This is a genomic window from Microcoleus sp. Z1_B2, from assembly GCF_036700325.1.
GTDB lineage: Bacteria > Cyanobacteriota > Cyanobacteriia > Cyanobacteriales > Microcoleaceae > Microcoleus.
In genome coordinates this window covers 103,766-128,529 of the sequence record NZ_JAUBOQ010000020.1, presented here as the reverse complement: position 1 = coordinate 128,529, position 24,764 = coordinate 103,766, and the positions used below count along the sequence as shown (strand labels likewise).

Annotated in this window: 18 protein-coding genes and 1 pseudogene; 6 read left to right on the top strand and 13 right to left on the bottom strand. The window is 46.0% G+C overall.

Annotation, left to right across the window (positions count from 1 at the left end):
• Nucleotides 1-252 (top strand): annotated as a pseudogene (locus QT984_RS14120) (calcium-binding protein); the annotation flags it as partial.
• Between the two features lie 48 nt (nt 253-300).
• On the opposite strand, the gene QT984_RS14115 reads toward QT984_RS14120, so the two are convergent.
• Nucleotides 301-858: an NUDIX hydrolase gene (locus QT984_RS14115; RefSeq protein ID WP_333057007.1), complete on the bottom strand. Its 558-nt coding sequence runs from the start codon at nt 856-858 to the stop codon at nt 301-303.
• Nucleotides 859-948: 90 nt separating this feature from the next.
• Between QT984_RS14115 and QT984_RS14110 the strand changes: the two genes are divergently transcribed.
• On the top strand, nt 949-2,274 hold the full coding sequence (locus QT984_RS14110; RefSeq protein WP_333233462.1) for an AMIN domain-containing protein: 1,326 nt from the start codon (nt 949-951) through the stop codon (nt 2,272-2,274).
• A gap of 109 nt (nt 2,275-2,383) precedes the next feature.
• Here QT984_RS14110 and QT984_RS14105 read toward each other — a convergent pair whose 3' ends face one another.
• On the bottom strand, nt 2,384-2,986 hold the full coding sequence (locus QT984_RS14105; protein ID WP_333057009.1) for a DUF3172 domain-containing protein: 603 nt from the start codon (nt 2,984-2,986) through the stop codon (nt 2,384-2,386).
• A 291-nt stretch (nt 2,987-3,277) separates the two neighbouring features.
• Between QT984_RS14105 and clpS the strand changes: the two genes are divergently transcribed.
• Nucleotides 3,278-3,559: an ATP-dependent Clp protease adapter ClpS gene (clpS, locus tag QT984_RS14100; RefSeq protein WP_015178019.1), complete on the top strand. Its 282-nt coding sequence runs from the start codon at nt 3,278-3,280 to the stop codon at nt 3,557-3,559.
• A gap of 231 nt (nt 3,560-3,790) precedes the next feature.
• On the opposite strand, the gene QT984_RS14095 is transcribed toward clpS, so the two are convergent.
• Together QT984_RS14095 and QT984_RS14090 are read right to left on the bottom strand one after the other, a co-directional pair.
• Nucleotides 3,791-4,120 (bottom strand): RNA recognition motif domain-containing protein, encoded by a 330-nt coding sequence (locus QT984_RS14095; protein WP_172192890.1) that lies wholly within the window; start codon nt 4,118-4,120, stop codon nt 3,791-3,793.
• A gap of 287 nt (nt 4,121-4,407) precedes the next feature.
• On the bottom strand, nt 4,408-5,685 hold the full coding sequence (locus QT984_RS14090; RefSeq protein ID WP_333057011.1) for a hypothetical protein: 1,278 nt from the start codon (nt 5,683-5,685) through the stop codon (nt 4,408-4,410).
• A gap of 408 nt (nt 5,686-6,093) precedes the next feature.
• Between QT984_RS14090 and QT984_RS14085 the strand changes: the two genes are divergently transcribed.
• Complete coding sequence (locus QT984_RS14085) at nt 6,094-7,476, top strand: UDP-N-acetylmuramoyl-tripeptide--D-alanyl-D-alanine ligase (protein ID WP_333374233.1); 1,383 nt, start codon at nt 6,094-6,096, stop codon at nt 7,474-7,476.
• A gap of 156 nt (nt 7,477-7,632) precedes the next feature.
• On the opposite strand, the gene QT984_RS14080 is transcribed toward QT984_RS14085, so the two are convergent.
• Genes QT984_RS14080 through QT984_RS14070 form a run of 4 tightly spaced genes read right to left on the bottom strand, consistent with a single transcriptional unit; the run spans nt 7,633 to nt 8,482 of the window.
• A complete protein-coding gene (locus QT984_RS14080; RefSeq protein ID WP_333206524.1) occupies nt 7,633-7,767 on the bottom strand; it encodes a hypothetical protein in 135 nt (44 codons plus the stop codon).
• Complete coding sequence (locus tag QT984_RS29810; protein WP_071884039.1) at nt 7,768-7,863, bottom strand: MarR family transcriptional regulator; 96 nt, start codon at nt 7,861-7,863, stop codon at nt 7,768-7,770. It lies immediately after the preceding gene.
• 38 nt (nt 7,864-7,901) lie between these two features.
• Nucleotides 7,902-8,225 carry a type II toxin-antitoxin system RelE/ParE family toxin gene (locus QT984_RS14075; RefSeq protein ID WP_015178023.1) on the bottom strand — a complete coding sequence of 108 codons (324 nt, stop codon included), beginning with the start codon at nt 8,223-8,225 and terminating at the stop codon, nt 7,902-7,904.
• The gene (locus QT984_RS14070) at nt 8,225-8,482 is read right to left on the bottom strand and encodes an antitoxin (protein WP_333179728.1); all 258 of its coding nucleotides are present in this window, start codon (nt 8,480-8,482) and stop codon (nt 8,225-8,227) included. Before QT984_RS14070 ends, QT984_RS14075 begins: the two co-directional genes overlap by 1 nt.
• 331 nt (nt 8,483-8,813) lie before the next feature.
• On the opposite strand from QT984_RS14070, the gene QT984_RS14065 reads away from it, so the two are divergent.
• Entirely contained in the window at nt 8,814-12,995 is a 4,182-nt protein-coding gene (locus QT984_RS14065) for a hypothetical protein (protein ID WP_333374230.1), read from the top strand.
• A gap of 293 nt (nt 12,996-13,288) precedes the next feature.
• Here QT984_RS14065 and fusA read toward each other — a convergent pair whose 3' ends face one another.
• The 5 genes from fusA to rpsB form a co-directional block, all read right to left on the bottom strand.
• Complete coding sequence (gene fusA / locus QT984_RS14060; protein ID WP_333313122.1) at nt 13,289-15,373, bottom strand: elongation factor G; 2,085 nt, start codon at nt 15,371-15,373, stop codon at nt 13,289-13,291.
• 556 nt (nt 15,374-15,929) lie between these two features.
• Nucleotides 15,930-18,437 carry an ATP-dependent DNA helicase RecG gene (gene recG, locus QT984_RS14055; RefSeq protein ID WP_333374228.1) on the bottom strand — a complete coding sequence of 836 codons (2,508 nt, stop codon included), beginning with the start codon at nt 18,435-18,437 and terminating at the stop codon, nt 15,930-15,932.
• Nucleotides 18,438-18,664: 227 nt separating this feature from the next.
• On the bottom strand, nt 18,665-19,594 hold the full coding sequence (locus QT984_RS14050) for a hypothetical protein (RefSeq protein ID WP_333056025.1): 930 nt from the start codon (nt 19,592-19,594) through the stop codon (nt 18,665-18,667).
• A gap of 290 nt (nt 19,595-19,884) precedes the next feature.
• Nucleotides 19,885-20,544, bottom strand: a complete 660-nt coding sequence (tsf, locus tag QT984_RS14045; protein ID WP_333056024.1) for a translation elongation factor Ts — start codon at nt 20,542-20,544, stop codon at nt 19,885-19,887.
• 415 nt (nt 20,545-20,959) lie between these two features.
• Nucleotides 20,960-21,790 (bottom strand): 30S ribosomal protein S2, encoded by an 831-nt coding sequence (gene rpsB / locus QT984_RS14040; RefSeq protein ID WP_333056023.1) that lies wholly within the window; start codon nt 21,788-21,790, stop codon nt 20,960-20,962.
• Between the two features lie 536 nt (nt 21,791-22,326).
• On the opposite strand from rpsB, the gene QT984_RS14035 reads away from it, so the two are divergent.
• Nucleotides 22,327-24,702, top strand: a complete 2,376-nt coding sequence (locus QT984_RS14035; RefSeq protein ID WP_333056022.1) for a cation:proton antiporter domain-containing protein — start codon at nt 22,327-22,329, stop codon at nt 24,700-24,702.
• Nucleotides 24,703-24,764 lie beyond the last annotated feature (62 nt).

The window sequence follows — 24,764 nt, the reverse complement described above, 5'->3', positions numbered from 1 at the left end:
ACTTTGATTGGGGGTATGGGGAACGATCGCTTTGTGTTAAGCGCTAATAGTGGTATTGATACTATCCTCAATTTTTCCGTAGGAAGTGATAAGTTTGTTCTGGCTGGTGGCTTGAGTTTTGAGGCTTTGCAAATTAATTCGACTGCCAATAGCACACTGCTACAAGTTGCGGCGACTGGGGAGGTTTTGGCTCAGGTTTTTGGCGCTGATAATACTATTACTTCTCTGGATTTTATGACTCTTTCGACTTAAGACAATTCTCACAAAAAACAGCGTGTAGGGTTCCATTCACACAGCACCTTACCGCTGTTCATTCAAAAATTCTAATCCTAAAAAAATAGCTGCGATGCTTCCTGCTACACAAATTTCTCGGTTTTTTATTTTCAACAAAACTTCGGTAAGTGGGATTAAAACTACTTCAATATCTTCTGTAATATCTAATTGTATTTGGCTGGCAAGCTTGACATTTTTAGCAAAGTATAGGTAGATAGAATTGGTGTCTTTTACGGGGTTATCATATAAGGTTGCTAGTTCCAAAATTTCTTCAGCAACATATCCCGTTTCTTCGGCAAGTTCTCTGGCGGCTGCCGATTTGCCGCTCTCTTCAGCAGGATTGAAAGATCCAGCAGGCAGTTCCAGCAAAATTTCGCCTACTCCGTGCCTGTATTGGCGCACTAATAAAAGTTCTTGCTGCTCTGTCGTGGCAAATACGAGGGCGATGTTGGGTCGGACATTAACAAAAAAGTCGTCTATAATTTGTCCGCTTGGCAATTCTATTTCATCTTGTCTAACCTGACACCACTTGTTGTTAAGAACGAAGCGCGATCGCAATAATTTCCATTTAGTTAAATTTTTCATATCGCAATAATGTTAAACTTTCAGCGTTATCCGAAGGCAAAATTTTCCCATCCATAATCTATTTCAGATCAAAAATTTCACCCAGCAGCCATGCCATACAAAAAATTACCACGAAAATTTTGGGAAGACTTACAAAAATTGACTGTTAATTATCTAGCACCCGGATTGTTTGCGATCGAGTCACTGAGTCTGAGTCTAGCAGTCGTTGCCGCAGTTGCAGCAGTGCCAGCAACACTGGAACCAGCAAATGCTTCTACAGTCACAAGTTGGAAATTCGATCCGGCGACAAATCAGCTAGAAATTACTCTCCCAGAGGGAACAACCCCCAGATATTCTCTACTCAATCCGTCTCAGATTGCTGTGGATTTGCCCAATACTGAGATCGGAGTAGATACAACTCAGCTATACCCGCAAGGCAGAGTGCGTTCTGTGGAAGTGAGTCAACTTCAACCGGGAACGGCGAGAATTCTGGTCAATTTGGCTCCTGGAGTCGGTTTCAGCGCGGGGAAAGTTCAATTCCAAAGAAGCGGGTTAGAAAATCGCTGGGTGTTGCGTCCTTTGATCGAACCGACTCGAATTATGGAAACTCCCGAAACTCAACCCCAGCCTGCCATACAAGTACCGCAAAACCAGCGGCTGACAGATTCCAACTCAACTGCTGCCCCAGAGGTCGATCGACCTGAGCCTCCTACTTCCCCGAATCCCGCTACAAATTATTCGCAGCCGCCAACTCCCAATGACCAAATCCGGCCGCTAAGAGTGCCTTTAGTCAATGTTCGCCTTGACGAACGCCGTGGGGTACAAGCTGCTGCTCTACCCCGCCTAGATCCTCAAATAACGGCTGCTGCACCCCAACAGCGGACGCTTACTTTTGGTGAACCGCTTCCTGGGGGACGATCGAATGCTCCTTTGCAGGCTGCGACTGGGGCGAATGTCTTGTTGCCGGCGGGCACGGAGCTGAGTTTACTATACCCGGGCGATCGGGCTTTGCGGCTGCAAGCGAAGCCCAGCCAAGAGGAAGTGCTGTTGCTGCAAGGGGGAATTTTCGACAGTCGCGGCAATACGATCGTACCTGCTAATACGCCGGTCATCGGCCGATTTGAAACAACGAACCTCGGCAGTAGATTTGTGGTCGAAGCTATTAGTCTCAACGGCCGCAATATTCCTCTGTTGGCTCGCTCAGAACCCGTGGGAGGCCGCCGACAACAGCCTTCCGATCGCAGTTTGTTGCGAAATACTGGTATTGGTGGCTTAGCTTTGTTCTTGCTGAGCGGCTTTTCAGGTGTCGGTTTGTTGGCGGGAGCAGCAGGTGGTGTTGCTACAACTTACGTGGCTGCTCCTCAACCTGCTACGATTCAACCCGGCCAAATTTTTCAAGTTCAGTTAACGGAAGATTTCCCCCAGTTTGGTTTTTGAAGCCAGAAGGAGTTTTCCATTCTCTGAAATAAAGTAGGGACTTAGGCTTTGCCTAAATCCCTACCCCATATCTGTAATTGACTCAACTGAAAACCGCTATATCGGCGATTTAGAAATTTTGACCTTCACTGGTTGGAGCTATCGAACCCGGTTGGTTGAGGAACAGGTTTTTAGCGCCGTCGTTTTGGTAGATACAGTTAATTTCGGGTTGAGCTTCCAGGGGGCCGGTGAAGCCAAAGGTGTTCATGCGATTTTTGCAATCGCGCACTTGGTCTTGGCTGATGAGTTTTCTTTGTTCGAGAATTGCCCAGTTATTGGTTCGCAAAACGCATCCGGGGCGCATACTCGGCTGCGAGATGTAGACGTTGAAGGGGTTGAGGGTGACGTAGAGGCGCATATCTGTCACCATCGCGCTGGCTCCAAACTGCACGCAAAGTTCTGGGTTCGGGGCGCTGCGATCGATAAATTCGCGGGAGGCTACGTTCTCTGGGCTAATTGTAGCTGTGGAGCTAAAGGCAATGCCAATGCCAATTCCCAGAATAAAGACGGCTGTTAAAATCCCTAGGGTGGCGGAATTGAGGAAAGAGGGTTTACCGGACTGAGGTTGACGCCGCGACTGTCCGCCAAAGGAGCCTGGGTAGTCGGAGTCTTCATCTGCTCGGGATGGGTCGCCGCTGAATCTGTCGTTGTAGGATTTAGGTTTGCGTTTCATATAATGTTCGTTCCCTCAGTTCTGGAGACTCAACAGGTAGTAGTTTGTTATTTTTAACCGATCGCGCCTTTCTAATATTATGGCGCTAGGAAGGTGGTTGCCCAGGGCCCAGGACACGCCCTGTGGGTTTGGTGTTGGGTTCACAGCTTGCGATCGACCAAGGGGCTGCCTTGTCTGAATTTTCAGATTTCAATAAAATAGCTGAAAGTGAGATAGTCTTGCACAGCGGAGGAATCCGGCTCAAGATTGTTGACAAATTTTAACATTTTACAAGTCAGGAGGTATAGATTAGTGTCTGTCGAAATTATTCAAAAGCCTTCCACAGTCCGCAAGCTTGCACCACGCTACCGCGTTCTGCTGCACAATGATGATTTCAATCCTATGGAGTACGTGGTGCAGACTTTGATGGCGACGGTACCGAGTCTGACTCAGCCACAGGCGGTAAATGTGATGATGGAAGCCCATACTAACGGGATGGGATTGGTGATTGTTTGCGCTCTCGAACACGCTGAGTTTTACGCTGAAACGCTCAATAATCACGGATTGAGCAGCAGCATCGAACCTGACGATTAGAACCTGACGGTACTGCAACGGATTCGCCCAGCCGATTTCCGACTTATACCGTCAACCCTCATACATACCAAAAAGCCAAGGGTTAGGCCCTTGGCTTTTTGGTATATTTAATCGGGTAGATATGGAAATTTGAAGAGCATAGATTTTTCGGAACGACCGGAAGTGGTTCGGAGCTAGGTGAGCTCTGGCGCCAATTTCAACTCTCCAATCTCAAATCTTTCTCAGAGGAAATTAATAACGTCCTCCGCCGCCGCCCCCTCCGCGAGCAAATTTTCCAGGGCCACCGCCGCCCCGGTTGCCGCCACCCCGGCCTTCATCTTCGCGGGGTTTAGCTTTGTTAACTTTGAGGTCGCGACCCATCCACTCTGCTCCGTCGAGAGCGCTAATGGCTGCATCTTCTTCTGCATCTGTGGACATTTCTACAAAACCGAAGCCGCGGGGGCGACTGGTTTCTCTGTCGGTAGGTAGATGTACTCGCTTAACGGTTCCGTATTCGGCGAAGACGGTGGTGATGTCTTCTTGGGTAACTTGGTAGGATAAGTTACCGACGTATATCGACATGAGGAATAACTCCAAAATTTAGACAGTGCGAAGATTTCAGTTTCGGAGAGTCCCCTGCCGATACAGAAGGGCAAGTTTTTAGACAATTCTGTAGCAATGAACAAAGCCTGCAACTGAATCTGATTCACACTTGATACTTTAACATAGAATAGAGTCTTTTGAGTAGGTTTCAGGAGTTAATTAAGTTGTTCTAATTAAAGGTAAAACTTTTAGGGTATTCAGAAACCTGGTCGATCGGTGTGATGTTTTGCCTGCAGTGGAAGCAGAGAAAGTTATGCCGCGCCCTCTCATCGCAGGAAAGATACATCCACCTTGCCAAAGTTGGTACTCAAAGCTAGGTTTACGTTTTCCAGGGCTTTGACTAACCAGACTACGCCTTCTCGAGTACTGCATTCGTAGTGACCGAACAAAATTGCCAGCCGCTTTTCTAGGTAGGGCTTGACTTTGCCGCAAATTAGTACGATTTTCAGCAGCAAACCTGTGGTTTGGGTGGGACCGAGGTTTGAGATCAAGTCGATGAAGACAAAGTGGTTGGGCCGCACAGGACTCTCTACTACTAAAAAGTTCAATAACTGGCTGCAAGTTCTGATCATTAAAAATTCATTAAACTTCTGATCGTCGCTGTGGGGCAGGGTATTTTGTAGTTGCTTATACAATTTTTCGTTAAAGAGACGTTTGCCGTAGCGATCGTCGGTGACAGAAGAAATCAGGTATTCGTACAAGTCGTCTTTAAAGGAGCGGTAGGACTGATTTGTGCTGGCGTTCGCCGTGAAACGGCCCGCTAGCTGTCTGTAGGTATCTGCTCCTTCTACTTTTCCGACAAATTGCTTGAGGGCAAAGAATAGTTCCGGGTCGGTCAACAGGGTCGGATTTTTTATAGGTTGTATACTTCTTTTGAAGACAATTGAGGTTTCCCGACGCGCTGTTTGGGCTTTTCTCACTTGGTGAGCAACATACTGGGAGAGGTTGATCTCAAATTGCTGCTGCTTTTGAGCTTGGATTTTTTTAATGATTTTTTGCTGTTCGTAGCTGCTGTCGTCGCTGAGCAGGCAGTGTTTGTACAGGTAAGGGTAGCGGGGAATTAAGGTTCCGAGGGCGAGGGTAGCAGGGGTTTTGCTGCTGCTATCTTCATTGTTGTGAGTTATGACTTTGGCTAAACGTTGGAGGGTGAGGTACTGTTCGCTTTCGGTAAATTGATTTACTAATTGGGGGATGGAGCCTCGCCCCCGCGATCTATGGTATCCAAATAAGATTTTGGGTGCTTCTTCAAACAGAGCGATCAATTCAGGGATGGCTGCTTGCTTGCTGGGGTAGGTTTGCCAGCGGTTGATCAGGATGTGGCAGCAGCGGTTGAGAATGTATTTGAATTCTTGTTCGGCGTGTTTTGAGGCTGCTATTTTTTCGAGTGCTTCGGCGATCGAGCGATCGGGATATCCGGTACCCTGGATAAACAAAGTGCGAAAGCGGCTGATGAGTTCGGCAGGCTGCTCTCGTTGTACCAACTCCAGCCAGTGCTTGTAAAGTAGCTGTTCTTCTTCGTGGCTTTGTCTGTTGTAGTCGTTCACTGTGGATTAACCCTCCGAGGCTGGGGCAGGAGCTTTCAGCGCTATTATTTTGATGAATTGGCAAATGAATCGCAATAATTGAGTCAACCGAGCTTCTCGCCGGCGGAGACTTATGGGTAGAAGCGGTCAGCAGCTTATGCCGATCGATATTTTTTGCTTAGTTAAACTATTTATCAACACCAGCATGACATGAATTGTTGGTAATTAGCAAGGCCTTAAATACCATCGACTGTGTAAAGTATTGGTAAAGATCGTGGGTGGGTACGGGATAATTTTTTGGTGAACCGACGATTTAGTATTAGGATGATCGAGGTCAATCCCGATCCGCCGCCCGCTGTTAGTTAAATTTGAGGTTGGGCGAGGTAGAATTAGCTGTGAAAATAATTATTTTAAATGTGAGTGCTGGTTATGGTTTGTCGCGTAAGTATCGCCCAACTTGCTGAAATTTTAACTGTACCTTTGCCTACTGTGTCTGAAGGCGTTTTGACAGTTGTAGGGACAGGTATTGCCACAGATACGCGCACTCTTGAGGGGGGTGAAGTATTTTTGGCGCTGCGGGGAGACAATTTTGACGGCCATCAATTTGTGGCAAAAGCCAGGGATTTGGGGGCGATTGCCGCGATTGTCGATCGACATTGGCAAGAGGAATTGCCTAATTTTCCGCTGTTGCGCGTTGACGATACTTTAAAAGCTTACCAGTCGATCGCCCGTTGGTGGCGTGACCAATTCAGTATACCTATAGTTGCTGTTACTGGGTCTGTAGGTAAAACTACTGTTAAAGAGTTAATTGCAGCGGTTTTGTCAACGAGTGGAAATGTTCTTAAAACTCAATATAACTACAACAATGAAATTGGAGTACCGAAAACTCTGTTGGAGCTTTCATCGACACACAATTATGCTGTAATCGAAATGGGAATGCGCGGGAGTGGCGAAATTGCGCTGCTGTCGCAAATTGCGCGTCCTACTATTGCGGTAATTACTAATGTAGGAACGGCACATATCGGGCGATTAGGTTCCGAAGAGGCGATCGCCCAAGCTAAGTGCGAACTTTTAGCCGAAATGCCTGCTGATAGCATTGCTATTCTAAATCACGATTGTAACAGATTAATCGCAACTGCGACCGAAGTTTGGCAGGGAAAAACTTTAAGTTACGGTTTAGAAGGCGGGGATTTGTGCGGAGAATTGCTCAACAATGATACAATACTTATAGATGGTATAGAATTACCATTACCGCTGCCGGGACGGCACAATGCTGTAAACTATTTGGCGGCTTTGTCGGTAGGGAAAGTGTTAGGTATTGATTGGGAAGTTTTAAAGCAAGGTTTGTCTGTGCAGTTACCGGATGGAAGGGCGCGCCGTTACGATTTGCCGCAGGATATTGTGATTCTGGATGAGACTTACAATGCTGGTTTGGAGTCGATGTTGGCGGCCCTGAGACTGTTAGCAGATACTCCAGGAAAGCGCCGGATTGCGGTGTTGGGAACGATGAAGGAATTGGGCGACAGGGCGATCGAATTTCACCGACAAGTGGGAATGGCGGCGCGAGAGTTGAATCTGGATGCTTTGTTTGTTTTTGCTGATTTTGAGGAAGCAGCGGCGATGGCCGCGGGCGCGGCGGGTTTGCCTTTTGTGGAGATAGGAGATATTACAGCCAAGGATGGGCGGGAAGATTTAGCAAAGCGGTTGTTGGGATTTGTCGAAAAGGGCGATCGGATTTTATTTAAAGCTTCTCATTCGGTTGAGTTGAATCGAGTTGTGGAGAAAGTTATAGCTGATTTGGCGGGGGAATAGACAGAAAATCGGTGATTGAAACTCGGCGATTGAAATCGCTTCTTGTCAAACAAAGTCCGCCTGCGCGGACTGAGGAGAAATAGGGGCGATCGACCTTAATTGATATACTGGCAACTTGCTCTGCTTCCGCAGCTACTTCGATCGCCACTCTCGCCCTTACTGACTTACTCCGGCAAGCATTCGCTTCAGCACTCGCTGCATCACCTGAAGTTCTCGATCGTCCAGGTGACAGCCAAAGTATTCTGCAATTCCCTCAGCATAAACCGTCCACATTTGCTGTTGGATTGCCAATCATGCCTCAGTCAGCACGGCATAGGTGCCCCGCCGATCGCTCGGACAGGGTTCTCGATATAGCAGTCCGGCTTTTTCCAGGCGATCGGGATTTATTGTAGTGAAATTCGATTTTCTTTAAAGGGCGATCGCAGCTATCCTTCTTGTGGGTTTTTCAAGCGCGTTCTCAGGCGTTGCAGCACATCCATCCGCTCGTGATAAATAGCAACAACCACCATCAGACTTCCCGATCTCATGATGCCAAAAATATAATGGTGCTGACATCGGGTTACGCGCAAACGGGGATGAATGTTTTTCAGATCCCGATAGAAGCCCTGGCTACCCGCAAGGTTTTCAGCACAGGTTTCCAGCGCAGCAACGTAATCTCGCGCCTGGGCTATGCCGTAATTGTTAACGGTGTACTCGATAATATCTGCTAAATCCTCTTCTGCGTAGGAGGTGAGTTCGTAGGATGGCATTACACTTTTCCCATCGCCGCCAGCTTCTCTTCCAAAACCTGGCTGAATGTCTTAGCCGATACTTCGCCGCGTTCGGCTTCCGCTATGCGCTCCCTCAGCAGTTCTTTGAGTTCCTGCCAAGCCTGTTCTTCCTCTCGATCGTTAGAAGGAAACAGCCTTTCGAGTACAAACTCTTTAATAGATTTGCCCAGCACAGCCGCCATTGCCTTAATTTGCTGGTGCTGTTCGTCTGTTACCTCGATCGTTATCCTGCTCATAACGCCACATTGACGGAGTACCTTTCTAAGATATCCTAAAATGTAAAAAATTACAATTGTGATTTTTAGACTCTTCCTGGTGTCCCCAATGCGATCGAGCAGCTTAACTGGCAATTGTTATCATAAGTTTATGGATCGAGAGGTTATCTAATGCGATATAGTTACTAGATATCTCCGGAAATTCGCTCTCAGCCCACACAAGGCAAGGGTTGAAGGTATTCTTTCGGAGATGTCTACTAGCTATGCGGAACTTACGAGTTGTCTTTGATTCGCCGTATAGGTATTTTGTCAGCTACTACCTGAATACTTACCAAAGAACTTTCCCAAACTTATGTATATCTATATTACACAGCAGTGCCAGGATAACGTTGAAAAGTATGATCTTCAACCTGAAATCGATAAACTTTATGATAACTCCGAAGTGTTAGATCGCTTCGATCCAATTTATCCTTACTGGAAGCGAAGAATAGGGAAATACAGGTTATTAGCAAAGATCGAAGAGGTAGATAATGAGAAGATTCTCTGCTTAGTAAATATTCTGGAGCGAAAAAGTCAAGAGTATGAAGAATTTATAGACAAAAAGAAACGTCAAAAATTTGGTCAAGACAAGTTAGAGTCATTACTGAATGATGATGAGATTAAGGAATGGCTAAATGAACAAAAAGAATCGGTTTGTCAACAGCAAAACAAACGCGAGCCTCTTCCAAACGATCTGTTAGTCTGGCTAGAGCTACCTAGCTGGAGTAAAGACTCTAAAGACTTGGTGATTTACGAAAGCGAACAATGGTTGAAAAAGTGCGGACAACAGAAAATCAAAGACCGACGGGAAACTTTAAAAAATATTATTCTCGACATTATTAGTCAAAATGATGTGGAAGATGAAAGCACAAGTTGCTCTCGTGTAAAGTTATATAGCGACACGGAAGGGTTATCGATTTTGTTTAGTAGGATCGAAACTATTGCTACTGAAGATACGTCCTCTAGAAAAATTTTATTTTTGCTTGCTCCTTTTCTTGAAAAACCATCGGATGACCCTATAAGAGAAGTAGTAGAGGCGATCGATCTTCCCGACTTTGATGAAAATGTTAATAATCTTCCGGCTCAATTGAGTATGGATGAGTTAGCTCGTCTAGCCCGACGTTCTTATCCAGCATACCTACTATTAGATTTTGAAAGTTGGCTAGCTATTGAAAAAGATGACGAATCAAATCTAGCTCTCTCAGTGGAAGAAGAACAAATTTTAGAATCTATTTCAACTCCACAAAAACCCTCCCTACCGATGTTTATCAATGGACGAGCTGGGAGTGGCAAATCTACAATGTTATTCCACCTTTTTGCTGATTACTGCGATCGCCACTGGAATTATTGTCAAGAAGGAAATTATGATTTTTATGAAAAGCCACACCCTCTTTTTCTAACTTACAGCGAGAGTTTGCTCAAGGCAGCTAAAGATTCAGTGCAAAGCCTTTTAAAATCTCATCATAAATTTTTATCATATAGAGGAAAGCAAGAAGAAGAAATACCAGATGTAGAACCATTCTTTCAACCCTTCCAGAAATTTTTATTAAATTTTTTACCACCTACAGAATACGACCGATTTAAGCCAGAAAAATACATTTCTTATAACCAGTTTCGACAGCTTTATAATGATTCTAAACTCCCAGAAGCAAGAAATAAACGCTACTCAGCAGGGCGATGCTGGTACATCATTAGAACTTTGATTAAAGGCTACTCTCTTGATGGATATATAAACGAAGACGATTATAAAGAATTACCGCGCGAGGAACAACGTAAAATTCCAGAAGAGACATTCAAAGGAATTTATAAAACGGTTTGGAAATGGTATGAAAGGCTAATTGAAGATAAGGGCTACTGGGACGATCAAGACTTAATTAGAATAGTCCTAGAAGGGAAACGTTTCTCTTCTGAATACACGGCAATTTTTTGCGATGAATCTCAAGATTTTACGAGACTAGAACTGCAACTCATCGTCAAGCTTTCTGTTTTTTCTAAATATGATTTTGGATTTAACTATGTTTCTGTCCTACCCTTTACCTTTGCTGGCGATCCTTTTCAAACCTTAAACCCTACTGGATTTCGTTGGGATAGCGTCGGGGCATTGTTTTACAACGAAGTTGTAATGAGGCTCGATCCAGCAAGTAAACTTAATATAAAGATGAATTTTAAGGAGCTACAAGTTAATTATCGCTCTAGCTCATCTATCGTTAAAGTGACCAATTTAATCCAATTGTGGCGCTGTGTTCGTTTCGGCCTACCTGACATTAAGCCACAAACTCCGTGGGACAAAAAAGACAGTTTTTCTAAACCGCAAAAGTTTATTTTTGGTCAGAATCTCTCGTTAGACGATTTAAAAAGCCATATCGACAATAAGCCGATTTTTATCCTACCCTGTGAAGCTGGCGGGGAAATTGACTATATCAAAAGTGATGAAGTTCTTTTGGAATTATTTCCACAAGCCAAGGAGGGAAAAACGCCAGAGAACGTATACAGTGCCATCAAAGCAAAGGGTCTGGAGTTCCCGCTGGTCATCCTATACAAATTTGGGCATGAGTTGGCTCAAGAAAAATACGATGCGAAGGTTGTATGGAACTTTGACGCTAATGCTCAAAGAGATTCAGTAGAGTTAGAATACTACTTTAACAAGCTTTACGTTGCGGCTAGCCGAGCGATGTCTGATTTGGTTGTCATTGACTCACAAGAAGGAGATGAATTGCTGTGGCAGCAGGCTAGTGACGATCGGATCGCTGGATTCCTTGAGCGGTTGGAAGCTGGTAAACGCCACGATTGGACAGAGTTACTCGGAACTATCAGCATAGGGCAAAGTCTAGAAGTGCTGGATCAGGACAACCGAGAACTCCAAGCCAAGCAGATGAAGAAGCAAGGGTTGGCAGAGGAAAACCCAGAGTTACTCAGAAATGCAAAAGCGTATTACTATGTGTTAGGAGATACAAAAGAAGTTGAAATCTGCGAAGCTTGGGCGCTCAAATTCGATAATCAGTTTAGTGAGGCTGGTAAACTTTTCTTGAAGCTAAGTAAGAAGGAAGAGGCTTGGAAGTGCTTCTGGGAGGGAGCTTGTTGGAAAGAATTGAAGCGATGGTGTGAAGAAAACCCCAATCAGAAACCAGTAGAGCGTTCTTTAGTGGAATTCATGATGGAGGAAGCTCCAAAATCTTTCGATGTTCTCAATAAATTCACCGAGTTCCTTGAAAAGCGTAATGAGGACCACTCACTGAAAAACTGCCGTTCGAGCAAACCCTGGCAAGCAGCGATCGAGGAATATGCCAGCCAAATTGATATAAAGTTGATGAACGAACAGAGTCTCACCTGTGAGCAATGGCAACGATTTGGAAATCTATTAGAAGAGTTGCACCAAGCTGGGTATAACAAAACAATAGAAGTGGCGGGAAGTTCTTTCCACCAAGCCAAATATTATCAAGGTGCTGTGCGCTGCTGGGATCGGTGTGGAGTTCCCCAAAAGCGCAAATATAACTTAGCTAAAGCTGAAGTCGAAGGTTTTCCCCAAGGCTTACAATACCTCCAAAAAGAAGGAGAAGATCTGCGGATTATTCAGGAGTGGGAAACAAAAGGAAAACCCGATAAATCTCAATGGTTAGACTATGTTGTACCAGCCCTTCAAAACCAGAATGGACATCAAGAGCTAGTTGATTACTTAATTCAGCGAAAATTGTGGATCAAAGCCATAGAAGCAATAGCTAAGCATCCTGATGCCAATGAAGCAAAAAGTTTGAAGTTTAAGGTCGTGCGTGGAATTGCTTACTCAGATATTACACCAGATACTGCTCGATCGGAACGCCAACGTTATCAGAACTTTATAACTTCAGTTCGAGGTTTTTCCGACTGGCAGCAGCATCTAACTGTACAAGAAGTTGGTGCTGCAATGGAGAGAATTGGTGAGTTTGTGCCATGCTTAGAATTTTATGAGCAATTTGTTGTTGATGATTCCAGCTCTAAGCTACGAAATTTTGCACGAGAACGTTGGATTGCCACTAAGAAAAAGCAGGTAGACTACGAGCGAAGCACAGATGGTGTCAAATTGAAGCAAAGACAGGACGAACTTGATGAGAATGCTCGTAAATGGAGCATAAATCTAGATTCAGTCTCTGACCTTCCGGAGCTTGCTGTTCCACTAGCAGAGACATCAAAAACGGAAGTCAAGGGAGAAGCTGATTGGAAAACTTTAGGCCCTGGCATTGAACAGCGTGACATAGGTCGTCTTAAAGTGATGAGAATCAAGACTATGAAGCAGCTAACTATTACTGATGATACATCCAAGATATTGCAAGTAACTTTGGAGTCTGAGAAATGCACCGTCAAAGGTAAGGTTGAAGATGTGGAGGTATCGGGCAGCAACAGATTATTTTTCAAGGTTCCTGAAAGTGGTTACACCTGTGAAGTCTTTTACAGTGATGCTTCTCCCACGCTTGAATTGAAGATTCAAGGTCTATCAGATAAAATCATCATAAAACTCTAAAGATGAAAGTATCTTGAAGATAGCTGTTGCAGTCAGCTAGGGCAATTACAGTTCTGAGCTTAGGTTGAGTTGAGCGTAGAGGTAGCAGTTGGTAACGGTAATGATCGAACCCAGGTATATTGGCATGAATTGATGTGGGCTCAAGCGCACACGATACTCTGGCGCTTCTTTGAGCCTACATTCCGCACTTCTGACTATGTTAAGAAGTGCGGAATGTAGGTTAAAAACTAGAGTTTTCTAGTTTTTAACCTCGGTGATTGAGTGCGACGAATCGATTCGTCGCACTCAATACATTACTTCGCAGCTTGACGCTCTTTTGCCGCCTTAATAACTTCTTCAGCGATGTTATTCGGACAAGGAGCATAGTGCGAGAAGGACATTGAGAACTGTCCGCGCCCAGAGGTCATAGTACGCAAGTCGCTAATGTAACCAAACATTTCGCTCAACGGTACATCTGCCTTGATCCGCGCTCCTGTCTGGCTTGTTTCTTGAGATTTCATCATCCCCCGGCGGCGGTTGAGGTCGCCGATCACGTCGCCCATGTAATCATCTGGAGTGAATACATCGACATTCATAATCGGTTCGAGCAACTGAGGCCCCGCTTTCGGCAGAGACTGACGATAGGCCGCTTTGGCAGCAATTTCAAAAGCCATTGCTGACGAGTCAACGGGGTGGAAACCGCCTTCTAGAAGGGTGAATTTCAAGTCCAAGCAGGGGAATCCGGCCAAGACGCCTTTGTCGATGCAGCTTTCAAAGCCTTTTTCGACCGCTGGCCAATATTCTCTCGGCACGCTACCACCGGTCACTTTTGACTCAAACTGGAAGCCGCTTCCAACCTCACCAGGCTCGATCACATAGCCAATTTTGGCAAATTGACCGGAACCACCTGATTGCTTTTTGTGGGTGTATTCGTCTTCGAGGCGCTTGGTAATCGACTCGCGGTAGGCTACCTGCGGTTCGCCGACTTCTACTTCGATGCCGTGGGTGCGCTTGAGAATGTCTACTTTGATGTCGAGGTGTAACTCGCCCATCCCCTTGAGAATCGTTTCGCCACTTTCTTGATCCGTCACCATGTGGAAGGAAGGGTCTTCTTGCACCATCTTGGTGAGGGCTGCTCCCATTTTTTCTTCGCCGCCTTTTTGTTTCGGTTTGACCGAAATCGAAATAACGGGATCGGGGAATACCATCGGCTCTAGGGTTGCGGGATTTTTGGGGTCGCAGATGGTGTGTCCGGTGCGGACGTTTTTCATACCGACGATCGCCACAATGTCCCCTGCTTGGGCCGATTCAATTTCTTCGCGAGAGTTGGCGTGCATTTCCACCAAACGACTGATGCGCTCGGTTTTGCCTGTGGCGGTGTTGAGTACGGTGTCGCCCTTGGACAGAGTACCGGAGTACAAGCGTGTGAAGGTTAGAGCGCCGTAGCGATCGTCCATGATCTTAAACGCGAGTGCCCGCAATGGCCTGTTGGGATCGACGATCGCAAACTCGCCGGTTTCCTCGCCATCGAGATCGACTTCTGGCTGCGGTGTGACTTCCATCGGGTTTGGTAGGTAGTCAACTACGGCATCGAGAACCAACTGCACGCCTTTGTTTTTAAACGATGAGCCGCAGTAGGTGGGGAAAAATGCCCGATCGCGAGTACCTTTGCGAATGCAGCGCTTGAGGTCGTCGAGGCTCGGCTCGTTGCCTTCGAGATACTGTTCCATCACAGTGTCGTCTTGCTCGACGGCCAGTTCGATCAACTTTTCGCGCCAAGTTTCGACATCATCCACCATATCGGCGGGAACATCTTTAATTTGATAGTTCAGGGGATCGCCGGAATCATCCCAGATCCAGGCTTTGCGGGTCAGCAAATCGACTACGCCGCAAAACTTTTCTTCTATGCCGATCGGCAATACCATTACCATCGGTTTAGCGCCGAGGATTTTATCAACTTGCTGGACAACGCGGTAAAAATCTGCACCGGTGCGATCGAGCTTGTTGATGTAGATGACGCGAGCGACTTTGGAATCGTTAGCGTAGCGCCAGTTGGTTTCAGATTGCGGTTCAACTCCACCCGAACCGCAGAACACACCAATGCCACCATCGAGAACCTTCAAAGAACGGTAAACCTCGATCGTAAAATCGACGTGTCCGGGAGTATCGATGATGTTGAGCTGATGCTCGTTCCAGAAGCAGGTGGTAGCAGCGGATTGAATCGTAATACCGCGCTCTTGCTCCTGTTCCATGAAGTCAGTAGTCGCCGCGCCTTCGTGAACTTCACCGATTTTGTGGATTTTACCCGTCAGTTTCAGGATTCTTTCAGTTGTGGTGGTCTTGCCAGCATCTACGTGGGCGAAGATGCCGATATTTCGATAACGAGTGAGATCTTTCATAAATTAGTGTTGAGATTAAATGCGACGAACCGTCGGCGACCACCTGCAAGCGTGACAAGCGAGGAATCAATGTTGCCTGGTAAGGCCAGTACAGGCCGGATTTCCTTTTTCCTGTTTCTGGCAGGACTATCTTAATTTTGACACTTCTCCGTCATTCCTGCGAAGGATTCTTGGTTTAATAAGAGCCCCAAGCCTGACAACTCATAAAAATACCCTAGACCAAGGGAAAAATCGTCTCCGAAAGTAGGTTGGGTTGAGGCACTCCTACCCAACAACTTCGTGTTTTTGACGTTTCGCTCAACCTGATATTTTGCAGCAGTCTCAGCAAAAAAGTATAAACCGCGTTTCCTGACAAAAAACCTAGGATTTTACGTGAGTTTATGGGAAGAAAACCGATTTCTTACATTACTGACATTAAATAAGTAGGTGCAAATAAACCTCCCTGTGGGGAGGAGGGGGGCTGAGTGCAGCAATAAACTGGCAGCTTTGATATATCTTTGCTTAACCGGCCACTACAAAATATTATTAAAAACCCCGTTGCTGCGTTCAAAACACTCTAAGTCAAAATCGACCCACTCATCATCCGCTGATATCTCCGCTCCAATTCATCCCGCACCACCGGCCATTGATTCAAACTTTCATCATTCTCAATTACCATTTGAGCCGCCGCCCTCGCCAACTCCAAAACCTCCTGATCCTCCACCAAACTCGCCAAAGCAAAATCCGGCAAACCCGACTGCCGAGTTCCCAAAACCTGACCAGGCCCGCGCAATCTCATGTCCATTTCCGCAATAAAAAAGCCATCTTGAGATTGTTCTAAAACCTTCATTCTCTGCATAGCTTCCGCCGTTTTGGAACCGGGCATTAACAAACAATAAGAACGGTTGCTGCCCCGACCGACTCGGCCCCGCAACTGGTGCAGTTGCGACAGTCCAAAACGCTCTGAATTTTCAATCAGCATTACCGTGGCATTCGGCACGTCTACTCCCACTTCGACCACAGTAGTAGATACTAAAATATCAGTTTCTTTGTCCCGAAACTTAGAAATTGCGTCATCTTTGTCGGCACTGCTCATTCTCCCGTGGAGCAAACCCACCTTAAACTCAGGAAAGACACTTTTTTCAAGTTTCTCTTTTTCCTCAATTGCCGATCGCACATCCAACTTTTCCGACTCCTCCACCAGCGGTAGCACCACATAAACTTGACGCCCGCTCGCCACTTCCCGCCGAATCAAATCGTAAGCTTGGATTCGTTCTTTGGCAGACAGTACAGTGGTTTGAATCGCCTGCCTACCGGGGGGAAGTTCATCAATTTGACTCACATCTAAATCCCCGTGCAGCGTCAGCGCCAGCGTTCGGGGAATGGGAGTTGCCGTCATCGTCAAAACGTGGGGAGCTTCGCCTTTTTGCTGCAATTTAGCGCGCTGCTGCACACCGAATCTGTGCTGTTCGTCAATTACCGCCAAACCCAATTTATGGAAATTCACTGTATCTTGAATCAGCGCGTGAGTTCCCACTAAAACAGGTAATTCTCCGGTTTCTAATTGGTTGTGAATTTCGCGGCGCTTGGCTACTTTTGTGGAACCAGTTAACAGTTCGACAGACAAGTGCATCAAGTTAAACCAACCTACCAATTTGCGGTAATGCTGTTCTGCTAAAACTTCTGTCGGCGCCATTAAAGCGGCTTGATAGCCGGATTGAATTGCTGCTAGCATTGCCACGACAGCTACTACGGTTTTGCCAGCACCGACATCGCCTTGCACTAATCTGTTCATCGGTTGCGATGAAGCTAAATCGTTGAGGATGTCATTGATGACTCTTTCCTGAGCATTAGTCAAGGCAAAAGGCAAGATTTCATAAAAATGTTCGATCAATTTGCCAGTAGGAAGGATGACTGCACTAGCTTGAGCTTTTCTTTGGGTTTGGCGGCGCTTTAAAAGTCCTAATTGCAGGTAGAAAAATTCGTCAAAAACTAAGCGACGGCGGGCGGCGGCCAAACAATCTCGATCGAGCGGAAAGTGAATATTAGTCACGGCATCGGCTAAACCCATTAAACCGTAACGCTCGCGCAAATCCTCTGGTAGCGATTCTGGCAACATTTTCGCCGCCGGCATTGCAGCCAAAATCGATCGCCTCACCGAACCGGCATCCACCCCTTCCGTCAGCGGATAAACTGGTATCAGGCGGCCGACTTTCATTGATTCGATCGCACCGCCGGAGTCGTCTAATACTTCTAACTCAGGATTTTCTAAAGTAATTCCATATTTACCCTGCTTCACCAACCCCGAAGCTGCCAGCACTGCACCAGTACAATACTCGCGCTTTTTGAATTCTTGCCAACCGCGATTGCTGTAGCGAGGGCCTGCAAAAAAACGACTAATTTTTATCTCTCCGGTGCGGTCTTTTAAAATTACTTCTAATATGGTTAATTTCTTATTCTTCGGACTAGAAAAGCAATTGCATCGCTTTACTTCGGCGATTAAAGTGACAGTTTCCCCAGCTACTAGCTCGCGAATTTGTACTTGCTTTGCATAGTCGATGTGATTGCGGGGATAGTAGTAAAGCAAGTCATATACAGTGTATAAACCAAGTTTGACCAAGCGGTTGCCGTTGGCAGGGCCGATGCCGGTGACGCGGGTTAACTGTTGGTCAAGAGTCAGGCTTGGTGGTGCGGCGGCTGTACTCAGGGGTGCTGTTCGGGGAACGGAAACTGCCGGGGCGGTTGGTTGGGGAGCGTTTGCGGGTCTGACTTGTGCTACTTGTTCTTGCTGGTGGCGAGTTTCTTGTTCCCAAACTTGCTCCATTTGTCTGAGGAAACTGACCGTAATGGCGATCGAATGTTGGCGCTGTTCGAGATCCTTCTGAGGGTAGATGTCAAATTCAGCGGCTAGTTGTCTAGCTCGATCGCGCGCCGAAGCCGCCACCGAACCTGCCAACTGTCTCAAACTCAGGCCCAGAAACTCGCTGAAGCGGTATTGACTGCCTTGGATGTCGTTAAATCCGCGATCGGCTTCTACTGAAAGAGCTTTTTGCAATCGCTGCCATTCGGGTTGATTATTAGTCATCAGTCATTAGTTATTAGTCATTAGTTATTAGTCATTAGTCATTGGTCATTGGTCATTAGTCATTAGTGGTTAGTCATTAGTTATTAATCATAGCTCAAGAATTCCCGACAATTACCTACGGACAACTGACAACTGTCAACTGACAACTGTCAACTGACAACTGCCAACTGACAACTGTCAACTGTCAACTGACAACTGTCAACTGTCAACTGACAACTAACAACTGACTAATCTTCAAACCAACTCGATCGCCAAGCCGACTCAGCCTCCACCACAGCAAGTTCCCGCTGCTTTTTCTGGTAATCGCGGCCCAGCGAGTTCAACTTGACAGACAGGTTACGAATTTGCTGGCGCCAAGCCGAGGTTCCCGCATCGGCAAACTCTATTTCCGACAGCCGCAGTTTAATCGCTGTAATGTGCAGTGCCCTACTACCAAAGGTTGCTGCCGCCAATTTGCGCGATGCTGATGAGGCATCGGTTTCAATAATTATGTTTAATAAGTTAGGCGGCCCGGCAACACTATCGCCGGAGGATTCAGCAGCAGAAGCAGCTTCTAGAACCGGTTCTGGTAATTGACTCGGCAAGATTCCCGACTGTTGCAGCAAGCGGTTGGTGTCGCGAGAAAGCAGCTTGAGTATATGGACGATCGACTTTTCAATACTATTTTGCCAGCGTGCCAAACTTTCCGGGGAATTGGCATTTGGCAATTGATAATTTGCCAATGAAAATAGATAGTTAATCGCGGAAACTTGGTTTTTTTCCTTTTCGTCTTCTTCGTCTTCCTCTTCTTCCTCTTCGTCTTTGTCGAAGTCGTCTTCCTCTTCCTCTTCGTCTTCCTCTTCCTCTATTTCTTCCTCTATTTCTTCCTCTGTTTCTGATTCAGTCACCAGCGATCGCAATTTTTCCTCCGACGCCGCAGCCAAAGCCTTTACAGACTGCTGCATTTTTTGCCGCCCATCGAAGGACAACTTAAGAAACGACTCCGGTACTGCTTGAGTGCAAAGGTGATAGCAAGCCAAAATTAACTGCTGTCGCACCGCTTGTCCCAACGCAGTTAAATAACCATCGTAGGTACTGCGAAACTCCATATTCAAGGCTGCTAAAGCCTCTTCGAGTCCTGCCAAATCTTGCTCTATTCTCTCTCTTGGTCGCACCATATCTCTCGTATAAAATTAAAATAAGCTAATCCACTTTTAAATTCCATGGTCAAATAAATTTTCACTTTTGTGGCGTGGGCAGCCGATCCCGCCCTCAACAAAAAATTTAAATGCACAACAGCTTAAGACTTACGCAAATTTTAACTTTTTACGCTGTCTGTAGTAGTAACTTTTGCAGTGCCCAGCCTACAAATATAGTCTGTCCATAAGTCCTATAAAAATTAAAAATTAAAAATGCAAAAAATCAAGTTTTCACATTTTTAATTTTTAATTCTCAATCTTAATTGGGATTATTGAACACCCATTTGGGCTGCCACTTCATCGGCAAAGTTAGCTTCTACCTTTTCAATGCCTTCGCCCAAGACAAAACGCACGAAGCGGCGCACTTGGATATTTTCTCCAATTTGGGCGATCGTTTGTTTCACCAACTCTTCCACCGAGATATTCTGATCTTTAATAAAAGGCTGATCCATCAAAGATAACTCTTTCATGCGCTTCTCAATCCGCCCTAGAACAATCTTTTCTTTGATGTTTTCCGGCTTATTGCCCAAGTCATCTTTGCCCATTTCAATTGCCTTTTCTCTTTCGACAACTTCGGCGGGGATATCTTCAACTTTCACGTATTCCACATTCGGGCAAGCTGCAATTTGCATCGCAATATTCCGCACCAAAGTTTGGAATTCTTCGCGACGTGCCACAAAATCTGTTTCGCAGTTAACTTCCACCAGCACTCCCACGCGGCCGCCCGTGTGAATGTAGCTACCTACAAGTCCTTCTGAGGCAACTCGTCCACCTTTTTTACCTGCCGAAGCCAGACCTTTTTTCCGCAGCCACTCGATGGATGTTTCCATATTGCCTTCGTTTTCAACGAGGGCTTTTTTGCAGTCCATCATGCCCGCGCCAGTTTTTTCGCGCAGTTCTTTAACAAGTTTTGCAGATATGTCCGCCATCTTCTTTAAGTTCCCAATCAAAATTAGTTATTAGTCATTAGTCATCAGTCATTAGTCATCAGTCACTAATTTTAATGTTAATGATTAGACCAGAGTGAAGAAATACCCAGTCGATCTTAGTACCGACTTTGTAGGTGTAGCGCCAGAATTAATTCTGGCCCTCACACAATGAATGCTTTTGCCAGATATCTACTAATGACTTAGACTCGTGCTAAGCAGTCGCCCATTTAAATTGTATATTCAGGGCGGCCGGGACGCCCACCCCACAAGACTTTAATCTTTTTTGACATACAATTTAAATGCAGACCAGCTTATGTACAATTAAAAATTAAAAATATCCAACTAAAAATAATTATTATTTTTAATTTTCAATCTTTAATTTTTAATTTCCTGGTGTCAGATTCCGATCGCAATACTAGCTCTCGGTTTCTTCGCCGTCAGCGTCAGCGGCGTCGTCGGGATCTACATAATCGGGGTCATCCAATTCTTCGATTTCGACATCATATTCAGCGCCTTCGTAACCACCGTCGTAGTCGTAGTCTTCATCAGAGTCGCCGCCTTGCTGACCGTGACGACCTTCGTAGATGGCATCAGCCAACTTGCCGACAATCAGCTTGATCGATCGAATAGCATCGTCATTTGCCGGAATCGCAATGTCAACCAAATCCGGGTCGCAGTTGGTATCCAACAGAGAGACGATCGGAATTCCCAACTTTTGGCATTCCAACACCGCATTATACTCGCGGCGTTGGTCTACCAGCACCACTCCGTCGGGAATCTTCCGCATAGATTTAATCCCGCCCAGATATTTCTGGAGTTTTGCCATTTCTCGGCGCAGTACCGAAGCTTCTTTTTTCGGCAACAAATCGAGGGCGCCGATTTCCTCGCGGCGTTCCAAATCCTTGAGGCGCTCCACGCGGGACTTAATCGTCGTCCAGTTAGTGAGCATTCCCCCCAGCCAGCGCTGGTTGACGTAATAAGCACCGCAGCGTTGAGCTTCTTGGGCTACAATCCCGGCAGCTTGGCGCTTTGTACCCACGAACAAAAACTTTTTGCCTTTTTCTGAGGCAACTCTCATGTACTCGTAGGCGTCTTCCATAAGCTGAGCGGTTTGCACGAGGTCGATGATGTGAACCCCGTTGCGCTCTGTAAAAATGTATGGAGACATTTTCGGGTTCCACCGACGGGTTTGGTGTCCGAAGTGAACCCCTGACTCTAACATTTGAGCCAAACTGACTACTGGCATTGTATTTTTAACTCCTAATTCGGGTTAATCCTCCACCCGGTCGTATTTCTGAAGGTTTGCGCCCTAGAAACACCCGAAAACCCGGATGTGCGAATTTAAACAACTTTTCTAGTTTATCACAGCGCGCGCTACTTTTTCTGACAATTTTATATCACTAGGTTTAAACTCAGATGTTGCAGCAATATCAATAAGAGGATTTTTCGTGGGGTCGGGCGGGTTTATAGAACCTATTTGCAAGCTTTAAGGCTGTTGGCGAACCCGCCCCTACGGCTAATTGAGAATGGTGCAAGATATCAGTTTAAACTCAGATGTTGCACCATTGTCAAGAACGGGCTCTGGGGCCCGTTCCACAAAGAACGAGTTTTCTTGTGGAACAGGCCGAAAAGCCTGTTCCTAAACAAGTAATTGAGAATGGTGCAAAATGTGAGTTTAAATGGGCGGTGGGCAACCGGAGGTGAGATAGAGTCCGGGGTGCAGAGGCTGCGGTTAAAGTTACTTGCAAGCGCTTCTAAAAAACAAAAAATCCAAGTGGGAAGTTGCCAAAGCCTTTGTTGGCTTGTGAGAGAATGGCCTTGTTGGTGCGCCTCTGGTACCTTCTACCTTCGATCGAGCTGGTATCGATTTTTTTCGATCGGCAATTCAGTCAGCTTTACTACCCTGCCCTCTCCATCCGCAAAAATCCCCAAGCTAAAAACGCCATGCCCATACCCATTCTCGTCCTGCTTGAAGTTCTAATTGTTATCGCACTTTCGAGACTTGTCGGTTTAGGATTTCGAGCGATCAAACAACCTCAAGTCATTGGAGAAATTGTAGCAGGAATTATGCTTGGGCCTTCTCTATTTGGCTTAGTTGCACCAGCCACCGCAACTGCACTTTTTCCAGCCGAAGCCGTTCCCTTCCTCAACGTGTTGTCTGAGGTGGGGCTGATTTTTTTCATGTTCTTGATTGGTTTGGAACTGAATCCCAAGTACCTCAAAAGCAATTTAGATATAGCGATTTTAACTTCCCACGTCAGCATTCTAGTGCCGTTTTCCCTGGGAAGCTTGCTCGCACTGCTGCTGTATCCCATCGTTTCAAATAATAGCGTTTCCTTTACCGCATTTGCTTTGTTTTTGGGCGCGGCGATGTCAATTACGGCTTTTCCAGTGCTGGCAAGAATTATTACAGAACACAATTTGCAGAATACCAAATTGGGGACGCTGGCCTTGACTTGCGCTGCGGTAGACGACGTGACAGCGTGGTGTTTGTTAGCGGTGGCGATCGCAGTTACTCGTACTAATTCGATGATCGGTGCTTTGCCGACAATTATTCAATCTTTAATTTACATCGGTTTCATGCTGACTGTAGTGCGCTGGTTCTTGCAGCGACTTTCCAAACAGTACAACCGCACTGGCAGATTAACACAGTTATTGCTGTCCGGCATTTACATGGGAGTTGTAGCTTCTGCCTTAATTACTGAATGGATCGGCATTCATTTAATTTTCGGTGCATTTTTGCTGGGTGCTGTTATGCCTAAAAATGCGGGATTAACCAGAGAATTAGCTGAAAAAACCGAAGACTTTGTACTAATATTTCTGCTGCCCATATTTTTTGCTTACAGCGGCTTGCGGACTGAAATCGGCTTGCTCAACAGTCCCGAATTGTGGCTGCTGTGCGCCGCAGTTTTGGGAGTGGCAATTATCGGCAAATACCTCGGCACTTACGTTGCGGCCAGAGTTTGTGGCATCAGCAATCGCGAAGCTTCAGCCCTGGGATGGCTGATGAATACTCGCGGTTTGACTGAACTAATTGTGCTGAATATCGGTCTTTCCCTAGGTGTAGTTTCGCCGCTGCTATTTACAATGTTAGTCATCATGGCTTTAGTGACAACTTTTATGACTTCGCCTCTGTTGGAGTGGACTTATCCAAAACGGTTAATTAGGTTAGATATTTCAGAAGTTAACTCTGAGGATTCAGAATTAGAAAATTCACAAATGGCTGACAGCAGCGAAGAAACTGCTAACAAATTGCTGCCAACTTATCGAATTTTAGTACCGGTTGCCAATCCCAGCACGCAGAAAGGTTTACTGCGACTAGCGGTAGCGCTGGCGCAGCCGGCTGCTGGTATGGGTGGTGAGGATTTACAGTCGGCGGCGGTTCATCCTCTGAGTTTGATAGAATTAAATGATGACTATGCCTTTGAAAGTACGCCTGCGGAAGCCGATCGCATTATTCAAGAACGCCGCTCGAAATTATCAGAATTGATTGAGAGTTTGGAAGTGCCGGAGGCACAAAAATTCGTACATCCCATCATTCGGGTTACTAATGATGTTGCCAGGGAAACGGCACAAATTGCGGAAATAGATCGCGCGGATTTGATTTTAGTAGGATGGCACAGGCCAACTTTTAGCAGCAACCGTTTGGGAGGACGTGTCGGCCAAATTCTCAGCAACGCTAAGGTGGATGTAGCAATTTTTGTTGACAGAGGCCGGGAAAGGTTGAATAACTTGTTAGTACCTTACGCGGCAAACATTCATGATGATTTGGGTTTAGAATTGGCGCTGAGACTATTAGTTAATAGCGAGGAACGCCGTTTGACGGTGCTGCGGGTGGCGGTTGACGGGGAAGCTGAAAACAATCTGAGTTACGAGTTTGGGCGAGTGATGGATCAGTTACCAGTTGAGGTGCGATCGCGCATTGAGACTCCGATTGTGGAGGCTGCTGAGCCAATTCAAGCAGTAGTAGCGGCTTCTGCTAATGCTGATTTAACTATTGCGGGTACGAGTCGGGAGTGGGGAATTGAGCGCCAAACTTTGGGACAGTATACTGATGAATTGGCTGTGCAGTGTCATTCTTCGCTACTGATTGCGCGGTGTTACGTTAAAGTGCGATCGCACTTGGCATCGGTACTCAGTCAAACTACTCAGTATTAGTCATGAGTAGGGGCGCACTGGGCATTTTACCCAATTACCGATTACCAATTACCAATTACCAA